Origin of the sequence: Parageobacillus sp. VR-IP (assembly GCF_013357975.1) — a bacterium.
GTDB lineage: Bacteria > Bacillota > Bacilli > Bacillales > Anoxybacillaceae > Saccharococcus > Saccharococcus caldoxylosilyticus.
This window is the reverse complement of the sequence record NZ_JABVYQ010000004.1, coordinates 135435-149468: the sequence shown is the minus strand read 5'-3', so window position 1 is coordinate 149468 and position 14034 is coordinate 135435. Positions and strand designations below refer to the sequence as shown.

General features: G+C 46.3%; 13 protein-coding genes. 4 read left to right on the top strand and 9 right to left on the bottom strand.

What is annotated here, in order from left to right; genetic code table 11:
- Nucleotides 1-8: 8 nt before the first annotated feature.
- The 5 genes from pfkA to dnaE form a co-directional block, all read right to left on the bottom strand.
- Nucleotides 9-968, bottom strand: a complete 960-nt coding sequence (gene pfkA, locus HT574_RS11380; RefSeq protein ID WP_175244697.1) for a 6-phosphofructokinase — start codon at nucleotides 966-968, stop codon at nucleotides 9-11.
- Between the two features lie 191 nt (nucleotides 969-1159).
- Nucleotides 1160-2137, bottom strand: a complete 978-nt coding sequence (accA, locus tag HT574_RS11375) for an acetyl-CoA carboxylase carboxyl transferase subunit alpha (protein ID WP_017437255.1) — start codon at nucleotides 2135-2137, stop codon at nucleotides 1160-1162.
- Nucleotides 2122-2994: an acetyl-CoA carboxylase, carboxyltransferase subunit beta gene (gene accD, locus HT574_RS11370; RefSeq protein WP_017437256.1), complete on the bottom strand. Its 873-nt coding sequence runs from the start codon at nucleotides 2992-2994 to the stop codon at nucleotides 2122-2124. The genes accA and accD overlap by 16 nt, the downstream gene beginning before the upstream one ends.
- 76 nt (nucleotides 2995-3070) lie before the next feature.
- Entirely contained in the window at nucleotides 3071-3718 is a 648-nt protein-coding gene (locus tag HT574_RS11365; RefSeq protein WP_175244696.1) for a FadR/GntR family transcriptional regulator, read from the bottom strand.
- A gap of 85 nt (nucleotides 3719-3803) precedes the next feature.
- Nucleotides 3804-7115 (bottom strand): DNA polymerase III subunit alpha, encoded by a 3312-nt coding sequence (dnaE, locus tag HT574_RS11360; RefSeq protein WP_175244897.1) that lies wholly within the window; start codon nucleotides 7113-7115, stop codon nucleotides 3804-3806.
- 111 nt (nucleotides 7116-7226) lie between these two features.
- On the opposite strand from dnaE, the gene ytrH reads away from it, so the two are divergent.
- Nucleotides 7227-7568 carry a sporulation membrane protein YtrH gene (gene ytrH, locus HT574_RS11355; RefSeq protein WP_175244695.1) on the top strand — a complete coding sequence of 114 codons (342 nt, stop codon included), beginning with the start codon at nucleotides 7227-7229 and terminating at the stop codon, nucleotides 7566-7568.
- Nucleotides 7565-8074 (top strand): sporulation membrane protein YtrI, encoded by a 510-nt coding sequence (gene ytrI / locus HT574_RS11350; protein WP_175244694.1) that lies wholly within the window; start codon nucleotides 7565-7567, stop codon nucleotides 8072-8074. Before ytrH ends, ytrI begins: the two co-directional genes overlap by 4 nt.
- 39 nt (nucleotides 8075-8113) lie before the next feature.
- On the opposite strand, the gene HT574_RS11345 is transcribed toward ytrI, so the two are convergent.
- A complete protein-coding gene (locus HT574_RS11345) occupies nucleotides 8114-9061 on the bottom strand; it encodes a DHH family phosphoesterase (RefSeq protein ID WP_017437261.1) in 948 nt (315 codons plus the stop codon).
- Between the two features lie 117 nt (nucleotides 9062-9178).
- Here HT574_RS11345 and HT574_RS11340 point away from each other — a divergent pair, with 117 nt between their 5' ends.
- The gene (locus HT574_RS11340) at nucleotides 9179-9490 is read left to right on the top strand and encodes a YtpI family protein (protein WP_175244693.1); all 312 of its coding nucleotides are present in this window, start codon (nucleotides 9179-9181) and stop codon (nucleotides 9488-9490) included.
- Between the two features lie 19 nt (nucleotides 9491-9509).
- Here the strand turns inward: HT574_RS11340 and HT574_RS11335 are convergent, their stop codons facing one another.
- Together HT574_RS11335 and HT574_RS11330 are read right to left on the bottom strand one after the other, a co-directional pair.
- Nucleotides 9510-10823, bottom strand: coding sequence for a CBS domain-containing protein (locus tag HT574_RS11335; RefSeq protein ID WP_175244692.1), 1314 nt, complete (start codon nucleotides 10821-10823; stop codon nucleotides 9510-9512).
- A gap of 122 nt (nucleotides 10824-10945) precedes the next feature.
- Entirely contained in the window at nucleotides 10946-11626 is a 681-nt protein-coding gene (locus HT574_RS11330) for a metal-dependent hydrolase (RefSeq protein WP_175244691.1), read from the bottom strand.
- Nucleotides 11627-11759: 133 nt separating this feature from the next.
- On the opposite strand from HT574_RS11330, the gene HT574_RS11325 reads away from it, so the two are divergent.
- Nucleotides 11760-12854: a M24 family metallopeptidase gene (locus HT574_RS11325; RefSeq protein WP_175244690.1), complete on the top strand. Its 1095-nt coding sequence runs from the start codon at nucleotides 11760-11762 to the stop codon at nucleotides 12852-12854.
- Nucleotides 12855-12911: 57 nt separating this feature from the next.
- Here the strand turns inward: HT574_RS11325 and ald are convergent, their stop codons facing one another.
- A complete protein-coding gene (gene ald, locus HT574_RS11320) occupies nucleotides 12912-14033 on the bottom strand; it encodes an alanine dehydrogenase (protein WP_175244689.1) in 1122 nt (373 codons plus the stop codon).
- Nucleotide 14034: the final 1 nt, after the last annotated feature.

Sequence of the window (14034 nt, the reverse complement as noted above, 5' to 3'; positions counted from 1 at the left end):
CTAGGGAATTAAATGGATAGCTCTTTTGACAACAAATACATTCTTTGATCCACAGTATGCTTGTTTGCCAACGCTTCGACAATATCATGATCGACGAGCTGATTGTTTTGAATGCCGACGCAGCGGCCTCCTTTTCCTTCTAGCAATAATTCAACAGCCCGGGCACCTAAACGGCTAGCAAGCACACGGTCAAACGCAGTTGGAGAACCGCCGCGCTGCACATGCCCCAACACCGTGACGCGCGTTTCAAATCCGGTTGCTTCTTGAATTTTCTTGCCGAACTCGACGCCACTTCCAACCCCTTCGGCAACGATAATAATGCTATGTTTTTTGCCGCGCTCATGTCCACGCTTCAGCCGTGCAATAATATCGTCCATGTCATACTCTGCTTCCGGAATCAAAATCGTCTCCGCTCCTCCGGCAAGCCCTGACCATAACGCAATATCTCCGGCATGGCGTCCCATTACCTCAATGACATATGTCCGTTCGTGCGATGTGGCAGTGTCGCGGATTTTGTCAATGGCGTCAATCACCGTGTTTAATGCTGTATCAAATCCAATTGTAAAATCCGTTCCAGGAATGTCATTATCGATTGTTCCCGGCACTCCGACACAAGGGAATCCATGCTCCGTTAATTTTTTTGCCCCTTGATACGAACCGTCGCCGCCGATGACGACCAGCCCTTCAATCCCGTGCTTTTTCAATTGTTCAATTCCTTTTCGCTGGCCTTCTTCTGTTTTAAATTCCGGACAGCGTGCCGTATATAGTATTGTACCCCCACGATGAATAATATCCCCAACGTCTCCGACTTCCAATTTTTTAATGTTTCCGGCAATTAAGCCAGCATAGCCATGATAAACCCCAAATACTTCTACACCATGGTAAATCGCTTTGCGGACAACAGCACGAATGGCCGCATTCATGCCTGGCGAATCTCCGCCGCTTGTTAACACACCAATACGTTTCATGTTGTCACCTCGTTTATTCGTTGTTTGATAGCCCATTATGAAAAAACGTCCGACCTCATACCTCTGCAACTCTTTAACATTCTATAAAATAACACGAAGCCTAGAAGAACACAATAGAGAAGCTGTTAAATATTTGTTAACACGGCTTGCAATATAACAAAGCTGTCTCGTAGATGGAGACAGCTTTGTTTTTATCTTACCCGTAGGTCATCGTGGGAAAACGTAAATTGCCCGATTTGTTTAAATTTTTCATATCGCTGCTGGACTAATGTTTCGCCATCCAGCTTTAGGAGCTGCTGCAGCGAGCGCTTCAACACCTTATCGATTTCTGCCGCCTGTTGATCGACATCACGATGAGCGCCGCCGCGAACCTCTGGAATAATTTCATCAATCACCCCGAGCTCTTTTAGGTCATGCGCAGTAATTTTCATCGTTTCCGCTGCGCGCTGTGCCAGTGCCGCATCTTTCCACAAAATCGCCGCCGCTCCTTCCGGGGAAATGACAGAATACGTGGAGTTTTCGAGCATATGAATATGGTTGCCAACCCCAAGCGCCAGCGCACCGCCGCTTCCGCCTTCGCCGATTACAATGCAAACAATCGGCACGGTAAGCCCTGACATTTCAAATAAATTTCTAGCGATCGCCTCGCTTTGTCCTCGCTCCTCCGCTGCTTTTCCCGGATAAGCTCCTTTTGTATCAATAAAACAGATGATGGGGCGCTGGAATTTTTCCGCTTGTTTCATGAGCCGCAATGCCTTGCGATATCCTTCTGGATGCGGCATGCCGAAATTGCGGCGAATGTTTTCTTTCGTATCTTTTCCGCGTTGGTGGCCAATCACAGTCACAGGCAAGCCGTCGTATTTGGCAATTCCGCCGACAATCGCCTCGTCATCGCCAAAACAGCGGTCCCCATGGCATTCTAAAAAATGCGTAAACAGCCGAGCTATGTAATCTAGCGTTGTCGGTCGCTGGGGATGACGGGCGATTTGCACGCGATCCCATGGAGTTAAGTTCGAATATATATCGTTTTCCAGTTTGGCAAGGCGCGCTTCCAATTTTTCAATTTCTGCCGAAAGGTCGACCTCGGCGGTTTTCATAAACTCTTTTAACTCGATAATTTTTCGACGCAATTCAATGAGCGGCTTTTCAAAATCTAACTCTGCCACCATCCGTGTTCTCCTCCTCCTTGATGAATATCCAGCACCGTCGTCAGCGTCTCCTTTAAGTCGTGGCGGTGGATGACGGCATCCAGCTGACCGTGTTTCAGCAAAAATTCCGCTGTTTGGAAATCTTCGGGAAGCTCCTCGCGCACCGTTTGCTCAATCACGCGGCGGCCGGCAAAGCCAATGAGCGCCCCCGGTTCGGCAAAATTATAATCCCCGAGCGAAGCAAAGCTTGCCGACACCCCTCCGGTAGTTGGGTGCGTCATCACCGAAATAATCAGACCGCCTTCATCGCTAAACAATTTTAAAGCAGCACTCGTTTTTGCCATCTGCATTAAACTTAATACCCCTTCTTGCATGCGAGCGCCGCCGGAAGCGGTAAAAATAAGAAATGGGACATGAAGTTCCCTCGCTTTTTCAATTGCTCTTGTAATTTTTTCTCCGACGACAGAGCCCATGCTCCCCATCCGGAACGCCGAATCCATTACGGCGATTACCAGCGGATAGCCATTTAACGTCCCTTCGCCGGTGACAACCGCTTCATTTAAGTTCGATTTACGGCGATCTTCTTCGAGCTTTTCCATATATCCTGGGAACTGCAATGGATTGACGGAAATCATATCGGCGTCGTATTCGCGAAAACTGCCTTCATCTAGCAAACTGTCAATTCGCTCCCGCGACGGCATCGTATGGTGATAGCCGCAGCTCATGCAAACGCGCAAATTTTTTATCAATTCTTTCGTATACATAATTTTTTTGCACTTTGGGCACTTCGTCATAATTCCCTCGGGAACTTCGTATCTCACTTGCTGGGAAGGAATCGACGCATATTTCTTCTTTTTGATAAATATGTCTTTCCACATGAGGTATTCCCCCCTTCACTTTTTGGCTCTATCTACTACTGTATCGAAAATTCATCATATTTTTTGTAAAACGATGTCATTTCTCTTTCGACAAAGGAGGACGCACATATGTTTTCCATATTTCCGTCACAACCGCCTCATCCCGCTTCGCCAATGCTTCTAGCATCTTCTCATAAAATACATCAGGCAATGAACCGGTGCCGCTGATCGTAGCGGAAAAGTTGTGCAGCACCCGCCAAATTCGCTCTAGCAAATAGTTGTGTGTCGCCATCGTCACCCATTGAAAAAAAACCTCATAATTCATTGATTTTTGTCGAACGTTTTTTTTAAGCCACGCCAAATCTTTTTCTTGCCACCGTTGGCAGGCAAGCTGCAAGCAAAGCTGCTCTATGAGCCACTTCGTTTCTGCCAAATCCGCTTTGGCGCGCTTATCTTGCAAAATAAACATTCCGAGCAAGTTAATAAGCTGGTGGTTCCCTATATCTTTAATGTAAGTTCCTTCACCGCGCCGCGTTTCAATTATGCCAAGAAATTCGAGCGCCCTTAGCGCCTCGCGCACCGAAGAGCGGCCGACTTGCAGACGCTCTGATAATTCGCGTTCAGAAGGAAGTTTATCGCCGGCGACCAGTCCGTCTTCGCGAATGATTCGGCGGATTTGTTCGAGCGTTTCGATGTATACTTTTGCGTCCTTTACCGGTGATCCCTCCCTAGCATGCCATTGCAACTATGCTTTCCTTCTATTTCCATCACTGGTCTGACCACCTAATGTCTATACGATATAACAAAATTGCAAAATAGTAAAGAAATAATCATTTGACTACAATATGTTCACCGCCAAGGAGCTCCTTTAATGCCGCTATACATTCATCGGTTACGGCAGCATTGTATTCTTCGGCCAATTTGACCATCTTTTGCTCTTGTTCATAATAAAGAAAAACAGGAGTATTTCCATGATATTTTCGCAATAACTCTTTTAGTGTAAACAATTTTCCAGCGGCCATATGTTCTGGACGAATTTTTATATATAGTGCTTTCGTAAAAAGAGAAAGCACTTGGCGAATCACCAGCTGTGGTTTCCCGGCGCGTACATCTATTTTTCCTTCCAACAGCTGTATATTTCCTTTCTCCAACGCTGCGGAATAACGGGAATATACACTAGGAAACGCCACCGCATCCATTTCCCCGCTCTCATCGCTAATGGTGAAAAAGGCCATCTCCTCTCCTTTTTTCGTCCGCGTTTTTCTTTTTTCTGCAATATATACGCCTACTTTAACCAAAGAATTCGTCGCTCCATTGCATACGCTGAAAATGGGTTTGGCGCCAGCCAAACGAAATGCCTTTTGATACTCCGTTGTCGGGTGCGGGGAAACATACACACCGAGCAATTCTTTTTCATGCTTCAGCTTCTCTTCCAACGACAGTGCAGGGGCTTCCACATATTTTGGCTTTAAGGACAAATCGGTAAACAAACCTTCTTTCACATACGGACCGATAAGCTGAGCGTGCTCTAGTGCGACATCCACACTTGCCAATAAAGAGGCTCTTTCCACTCCGAACTCATCAAAACAGCCTGACAAAATAAGCGACTCGATCGTTTTTCGGTTGATGCCTTTTCCAAATAGGCGCACAGAAAAATCAAAAAAGTCGGCAAACGGCCCCTTTTGCCGTTCTTGGACAATCGCCCTTACCGTGACTGCCCCGACATGCTTAATGGCGGCTAAACTATAGCGGATTTTTGCCCGCTCTACTGAAAAGTCATAGCGGCTTTGATTAATGGAAGGCGGCAGCAGCGCAATCAGTTTTTGTTTTGCCTCATAAATATACAAAGACAGTTTTTCTTCATCTCCGATGACGCTCGTTAATAGCGCGGCGTAAAAGCAGAGTGGATAATGGGCTTTTAAATAGGCAAGCTGGTAAGAAAGCAAGGCATAGCTGACCGCATGGCTCCGGTTAAACCCGTAATTGGCAAAACGGACAATCATATCATAAAGTTCATTAGAAAATGTTTCCTTATAACCGTTCTTGAGGCATCCTTGCACGAACTCATGGCGCTGCTCATCAAGCAGCTCCTTGTTCTTCTTGGCAACAGCGCGGCGCAGCAAATCCGCCTTCCCTAATGAAAAGCCAGCAATGTTGGCGGCAATTTGCATAATTTGCTCTTGGTAGATAAGAACGCCGTATGTAGGCGCCAAAATGGGCTCCAAATCAGGATGAAGATAGGAAACATGTTCTTTGCCATGCTTTCTTTTTATATAAACAGGAATGTAGCTCATCGGACCGGGACGATAGAGCGCGTTGACAGCAACGATATCTTCAAATTGAGACGGTTTCAGCTGCTTTAATACTTGCTTCATCCCGTCGGACTCCAATTGGAAAATGCCGTTCGTATCCCCATTGCTTAATAATTCGTATGTTTTCCGGTCATCTAATGGGAGCGAGCGGATGTCGAGCGTTTTTCCGGTTTGCTGCTCGACAAGGCGGCATATATGCTCCAGCAATGTTAACGTGCGCAAACCGAGAAAATCCATTTTCAGCAGGCCGAGCCGCTCCAACACATCCATCGGATATTGCGTCAAATACCATTCGCCATGTCCTTGTTGCAGCGGAACCATTTCCGTCAGCGGTTCGCTGCTAATAATGACGCCGGCCGCATGGGTAGATGTATGACGCGGCAACCCCTCTATTTTCATAGCCGTTGCCACCCACTTTTGGAATAAAGAAGAAGCTTGCACCGCTTGGCGAAAGGCAGGGGTCTGCTCATAGGCTTCCTGAATCGTTACTCCCGGCTTATTCGGAATTGATTGGACGATATGTTCTATTTCTTTTACATTCATCCCCATCGCTTTGCCTGCGTCGCGAAGAGCCGCTTTGGCGCCGAACGTACCGAAAGTGATGATTTGCGCAACATGTTGTTGCCCGTATTTGGCGGCGACATATTGGATGACTTCTTCCCGGCGGTCATCGGGAAAATCAATATCAATATCAGGCATCGATACCCGTTCCGGGTTTAAAAACCGCTCAAAAAGAAGACCGTACTGGATCGGATCCACATCGGTAATATAAAGGGTATATGCCACAAGCGACCCAGCTGCCGATCCTCTTCCCGGTCCTGTCATGATCCCTTTTTTGCGGGCAAAATTCATTAAATCCCACACGATCAAAAAATAGTCGCAAAAACGCATTTGCTCAATCACATGAAGCTCATACTCCAGCCGTTTCCTGTAAACAGCGGAAGGAGACGAAACCCGTTCATATAGCCCTTTTAGGCAAAGCCGGCGCAGATAGCGACCAGCGCTTTCCTTTTCCGGGACCGGGTATTTTGGCAGCTTTAATGTATCGAACTCTAGATGCAGCTGGCATTGCTCAGCAATTCTCCTGCTGTTTTCTATCGCTTCCGGCAGATCGGCAAAACGTCTTTCCATTTCCTGCGGCGGTGTAAAATATCGTTCTCCGATAACGTTTTTTTCTTCTTTCATTTCCGTTCCATGTTTAATTGCCAATAAACAACGCTGCACAAACACGTCCTCTTTTTCGATATATTGGACATCGTTCGTTGCCACAAGCGGAGTATTGGTTTCTTCCCCTAAGCGGATTAGCTCCGCTTCATACGATTCGCGCGCCTGTTCCCCGCGCTGCACGGAAAGATATACATCCGCCCCGAATATTTGCTTATACCGCTCTAACACCTGTTTTGCTTTTTCGTTTTCCCCATGGGCAAGCAATGTTTCTACCTGCCCTTTTTTTCCCGGAGTTAGGGCGATCAGTCCATCGCGGTAGCGCCATAACCACTTTTCCGGAATGCCTTCTTCACTTGCCGCCGTCTGAATCGCGCTGCTTATTTTCATTAAATGACGATAACCTGTTTCGTTTTTCGCTAACAAAACGAGTGGATACGCCTTTTCTCCCTCCAGAGCAATGTCTGTGATCATCCCGATAATCGGCTGAATGCCGAAGCGTTTGCATTCGATATAAAAAGGAATCGCGCCATACAATACATTTTCATCCGTTAGCGCAAGAGCGGGAAATTGCAACTCTTTCGCCTTTTTGATTAAATCGCTGATTTTCGTCGGGCTCGTCAGCAAACTGTAGCAGCTGCGGACTTGAAGGTGGACAAACGACAACGCTCTTCTCCCTCCTTTTCCTTCATTATAGAAGACAAAACTTTTCCTTGGCAAAACATACTCCTCCCTACTCGTCCATATACATGTAGTAAAGGAAAGGGTGGGAGAAGCATGAATGAAAAAATTGCATTTTTGCCTGCTTTTATTCAAAGTTATTTTATCGCGGCCGGCGTGCTATTAGGCGGAGCGATGATCGGGGCGCTTGGCGCATTTTTAAGCGGAGAGCAGCCGCTCACCGCCATGTATCGTTTTGCTGGTGATTTGCGGATTTGGGCTGTTGTCGCTGCCATCGGTGGAACGTTTGATACGTTTTATATGGTGGAACGGGGATTATTTTTTGGGGAGACGCGCGACATTGTGAGACAGTTCCTTCTTATTCTTTCGGCGATGGGAGGAGCGCAGACGGGAGTTACCATCATTACTTGGCTGACACAGGAGCATATTTCTTCATGAGAATCCCGTCTTATTATCGCTATCCTACGTGGCAGCGCTTTTTTGCCGGCGTTGCGATCGGTGCGATCATCAGCTGGATCGTTTTTTTGCATTTATTCGGCGTTCTGCAGGAAAAACAAGTCCGACAAATAACCGAGCTGCAAGATAAAATTGCCGATTTGGAAAACGAAGTTCGCATTTGGCAAGAAGACTACGTCAAACAAAATAAAATGAACAAAAAAAAATTGATGGTACAAGAAATTTCTGTCCATCTCGTTAACGCGGAGCAATATAAACTCGACTCTTATACGACATTTCGCATTGAAGAAAGCGTAAAGGAAGATATTTCCCACCTGAAGGCAAAAGACATCGAAACCGTTTATAACAGCCGGGAGTTGCTAAAGCGGGCTATTGAAAACAAAACATACACGATTAACGAACAATTGTATAAATTGGAAATTTATCAGCTGTTTGTCTTTACCACCTTGTCGATTGAATTAAAATTAAAGCCGCTGCCTTCCTCATAAAAAGAAATGTCCCGGACTTTACCGGGGCATTTCCGCGTTTTATCGGGATCGGCACGCCGCTTTCAAATCGGCAATAACACGGTCCGCATCTTCCCAAGAGTAAATGGAAGCCCCTGCTGCAAGCGGATGGCCGCCACCGCGGTATTTTTTCGCCACTTCATTGACAATTGGGCCTTTAGAACGGAAGCGGACGCGAATTTCCTTTTCTTCCTCAATAAAAAATACCCATGCGACAATTCCTTCGATATTGCCAAGAAGGCTGACAAGCTGCGAAGCCTCAGAAGCGGTAACGCCGTATTGTTCGAGCAGGGTTTTTGGCATTTTTACCGCCGCCACCCCTTCTTCTGATACGGTAAAGTTCTGCAGCACGTATCCGCTTAAATGCGCTACATTCAACTTCGTGCGATATAACCCGTCATATAACTCCGTCAAAGAGAAACCATATTGAATGAGCTCGCTTGCGTAACGGAATGTTTTTTCGCTCGTGCGCGGAAAAAGAAACCGTCCGGTATCGCCGACAATGCCCGCATAAATTAAACGCGCCGCTTCTTTTGTCATCACCAATCCATCTTCTTTACCGGCCAAATAAAACTCATAAATCATTTCACTCGTGGAACTGGCGTTTGTATCGACCCATACTATATCTCCATATGGATCCTCGTTCGGATGATGGTCAATCTTAATCAGCTTTTTGCCAAGACGGTAACGTTCATCGCAAATCCGCTCCTGATTCGCCGTGTCGCAAACGATCACAAGCGCATTGCGATAAACAGCGTCATCGATGATATCCATCCGCCGTAAAAATTGCAATGACTCTTCATCATTTCCTACCGTATACACCGTTTTTTCCGGAAACGATGCTTGCAAAATCTCCGCTAATCCCCCTTGTGACCCGTACGCATCGGGATCTGGACGCACATGGCGGTGAATGACAATCGTATCAAACTGTTGTACTGCTTTTAAAATTTCCAAACATTTTTCTTTCATTTTTCTTCCCCTTTTGCCCTATATTTTTCATTATACGTAAACAAGCAAGATCCTTGCTAGAATTCTTGCTCATTTCTATGTACAATAAGATAGGAAAACATCGTGGAGGTTTGAGTTATGCCAACACTTGTAATTTTCATTATATTTTCCTTTTCGTTTTACGTCTATTATAAAATCAAATATTTTCGTTCCCGCCGCCCGCTGGAACGGCGCTGGCTTTCCGCCAAATCGAGCATTGCACTCGGGTTGTTCGTCTTTCTGTTTGGCCTCAATCAGTTTTTTCTTCACCCTTCTACTGTCACCTATATTGTCGGGACCGTTTTCTTGTTAATTGGCGCCGGAAGCGCATGGGCGGGCTACCGCACCTACAAATATTATTTGCCGCTCGTTATTGAAGAAGCAAAACAAACAGCAAAAAACGGGGCGTAGCACGCGTCCCGTTTTTTGGCTAGCGATCCATGAGCTGACACATCATCATTGCCTTGCCGACGACAACGCCTTCGTTATATACTTCTACGTCCACTTTTCCGAACTTCCGCCCGATTTCTAGCAGTTTCGCTTTTACCTCCACCGTGCTGTCAATTTGCACCGGTTTAATAAAATAAATGGTAATATTTTCAACGACCAAATCCCCACGTTTATAGGAACGAAGTGCGCGTGTAGCCGCTTCGGTGACAATTGTTGTAAACACTCCATATGACAACGTTCCTAAGTGATTCGTCATTTGCGGTGTAATTGTGCAGCGAAACGCTTCTTCTTTTCCATTGTTATCCACTTCCCGGAACTGACTTGTAATAATATCATCGATTGTTTCGCCGACTTGCGGCTGGCGTTGAATCATTTGCAGTGCTTTTAATACATCCTGGCGGCTAATAATTCCCTGAAGCCGATTATGTTCATCCACGACCGGCAGCAATTCAATGCCTTCCCACACCATGACATGGGAGGCGAAAGCGACCGATGTCTTTCCTTTTACGGTAATCGGCTGCTTTGTCATCGCCTTTTCAATTGGCAATTGCCGATCAAAATCAAGCACGTCTTTTGCCGTTACCATCCCTTGCACTTTTAGTTGTTCATCGACAACCGGAAAGCGGCTATGCCGTGTTTCACGATTTAACGTATACCAACGTTCAATTGGATCCGTTGTATATAAATAGACGGTTTTTTCGAGCGGAATCAAAATGTCTTCGACAAGAACGATTTCCTTTTTGATTAACTGGTCATAAATCGCGCGGTTGATCATCGTCGCGACGGTAAACGTGTCATAGCTGGTCGAAATAATCGGAAGCTGCAGTTCATCCGCCAATTTTTTTACGTGATCTTCCGTATCAAACCCACCGGTGATCAACACGGCTGCCCCAGCTTCGAGTGCGAGTTCGTGCGCTTTCGTGCGGTTTCCGACAATTAATAAGTCGCCTGCCCCGGTATAGCGCATCATCGCCTCTAACTGCATGGCACCAATCACAAATCGGTTCAGCGTTTTATGCAATCCCTCGCGCCCGCCGAGCACTTGCCCATCGACAATGTTTACTACTTCCGCATATGTCAGTTTTTCAATATTTTCTTTTCGCTTCTTCTCAATGCGAATCGTGCCGACACGTTCAATTGTGCTGACATAGCCTTTGTTTTCCGCATCTTTAATGGCGCGATACGCAGTGCCTTCGCTGACGCCCATTTCTTTGGCAATTTGCCGTACGGAAATTTTTTCACCGATCGGCAAACTATTAATGTATTGCAAAATTTGTTCATGTTTCGTCACCAAGTTTCTTCACCCTTTACCGATGTCTTATTTTCATTATACGGGCGAAACCAATTCAATTCAATGAAGGGTCTGGCACATTTGTTCTCAAAAAAAGCGCCTCATATTGAGACGCTTTTTTCATTTTATAATTCAATGCTTTCTCCAGGTTTTAAGGCGCGGCCGACCCCATCAGGAAGCAACGCGACAAATTTCTCAGGGTCTTGGACAATCGGCGGGAATGTATTATAATGAATCGGCACTACTGTTTTCGCACGCAGCCACTCAGCGGCAAGGGCGGCATCTTCCGGACCCATCGTAAAGCTGTCTCCAATCGGCAAAAACGCCACATCAATTTGATTGCGTTCACCAATGAGCTTCATATCGGAGAACAATCCGGTATCTCCGGCATGGTAAATCGTTTTTCCTTCAGCCGTAAATAAAATCCCTGTCGGCATCCCTAGGTAAATAATTTGATTGTCTTCCGTGACATAGCCGGAGCTGTGGAATGCCTGCGTCAATTTCACTTTTCCAAAATCAAATTCATGCGCGCCGCCGATATTCATGCCGTAAGTATTAACTCCTTGCCATCCTAAATATGTAGCCAGCTCAAAGGTGGCGACCACAAGCGCATTGTTTTTCTTCGCCAATTGCACCGTATCGCCAACATGATCGCCGTGGCCATGGGTAAGCAAAATGGCATCTGCTTTTACTTCTTCTAGTTTTAAATCGGTGGTGCTGTTTCCAGTAATAAACGGATCAATCAAAATCGTTTTCCCATTTGTTTCGATTTTTACGACGGAATGGCCATGGTAAGTGATTTTCACGATAATCCTCCCCTTTCATAGTATTATTTCGTGATGGTTTTTCATTTCCCTGCTGCATCCGTTATAAACATTTACATTTTCATTTATTCCTGCTACTCTCAAATAGAGAGAAACAAGAAAGGAAAGGTGCACAATGAACAAACGGCTTCAATTATTTTCCGATTGGCTTCAAGAACAACATATTTCATTGGCGTTCATTACGTCAAGTCCAAACGTTTTCTATTTAAGCGGGTTTTGGTGCGATCCCCATGAACGGCTATTAGCATTGCTTGTTTTCCCTGAAGGAGAGCCAGTGTTGATTTGCCCGCAAATGGAAACGGCGCGCGCCCGCCAATCTGGCTGGAGCTATGAAATCATCGATTATGATGATACAGCCAACCCATGGGAATTGATCGCACGGCATATCCAGGCAAGAAATATCGCGGTCGAGCAAATCGCGGTCGAAAAAAGTCATCTTTCTTTAGAACGCTACGAACAGCTTCATACCTATTTTAAAGCGCATACATGGCTCAACGCCGAAGAAAAATTGCGGCAATTGCGGATGATCAAAGATGAAAAAGAAATTGCCATACTGCGGCAAGCGGCGCAGCTTGCCGATTATGCCGTTGAAGTCGGTGTAAGCGCCATCCGTGAAGGAAAAACAGAATTAGATATTATCGCGACGATTGAATACGAAATGAAACGGAAAGGCGTACGGGAAATGTCGTTTGCCACCATGGTTCTTGCCGGCCAAAACACCGCCAATCCTCACGGCGTGCCAGGACAGACGCCTATTCAGCGCGGCGATTTTGTTTTGTTTGATTTGGGCGTCATCGTCGACGGCTACTGTTCCGATATTACCAGAACCGTCGTTTTTGGTTCGGCGACGGAAGAACAAAAGGCGATTTATGATACCGTTTTGCGCGCGCAGCTTGCCGCAATTGACGCGTGCAAGCCAGGCGCAGCCATCGGCGCTGTCGACCGGGCGGCCAGAGCGGTGATTGAACAGGCAGGATATGGCCCATATTTTACACACCGCGTCGGACACGGTTTAGGCATTGAAATACACGAGTATCCGTCCATGAATGCCTCTAATACGATGCCATTAGAGCGCGGCATGACGTTTACCATTGAACCGGGCATCTACATCCCATCTATCGGCGGAGTTCGTATTGAAGACGATGTATTTATTGATGATGATGGCGTTGGCATTTTAACTGCCTATCCAAAAGAGCTTATTGTTGTTTAACGGTAAAAAGAGCGGCTAAAAAAACAATGCCGCTCTTTTTCACAACAATGAATGTTCTCACGATTGTTCGAGCAATGTTCTCGCATCAGTATACGACAATCCGTGCGCCTTTGCTACCGCTTCATACGTAACCGAACCATTTAGCGTATTTATCCCTTTTAGCAATGCTTCATTTTGCAGGCAGGCGTCGCGATACCCTTTATTCGCGATTTGCAGCGCATAAGGGATGGTGACGTTAGTAAGCGCAAACGTGGATGTTCGCGGCACCGCTCCCGGCATGTTTGCTACCGCATAATGAACAACTCCATGCTTGACATAGATCGGATCATCATGAGTCGTAACACGGTCGGTCGTTTCGAAAATTCCGCCTTGATCGATGGCGATATCGACAAGCACGGAACCCGGTGACATCGAGCGCACCATTTCTTCCGTCACAAGCTTTGGCGCTTTCGCGCCAGGGATTAATACGGCGCCGATGACAAGATCAGACTGCTGCACCGCTTCAGCGATGTTATACGGATTGGACATTAACGTCGTTACATGCTCGCCAAACAGATCGTCAAGCTCGCGCAGCCGCTCAGCATTAATATCTAAAATCGTCACTTTCGCTCCAAGCCCCACTGCTATTTTTGCCGCGTTCGTTCCAGCCGTCCCGCCGCCGATAATTGTTACTCTTCCGCGGTGCACCCCCGGCACGCCTCCCAATAAAATCCCTTTTCCTCCGTGCGGCTTTTCAAGAAACTGCGCGCCTACTTGCACAGACATTCTTCCTGCTACTTCGCTCATTGGCGTTAATAATGGGAGCGCACCGTTTGCCAATTGTACCGTTTCATAAGCAATGCCGATTACTTTTTTGTTCATTAATTCTTTCGTCAGCGATTCTGCAGCGGCTAAATGCAAATAAGTAAACAAAATAAGGCCTTCGCGGAAATAAGCGTACTCTTCTGGAAGCGGCTCTTTTACTTTTAACACCATTTCCGCCGCCCATGCATCTTGAGCAGATGGGACGATGATTGCGCCTGCTTTTTCATACTCTTCATCGAAAAAACCGGAACCAAGACCCGCTCCTTTTTCCACATATACTTCATGCCCAGCTTTTACTAATGTCATTACTCCTGCTGGTGTAATCGCCACCCGGTTCTCATTGTTTTTAATCTCTTTTGGAATACCGATTTTCATT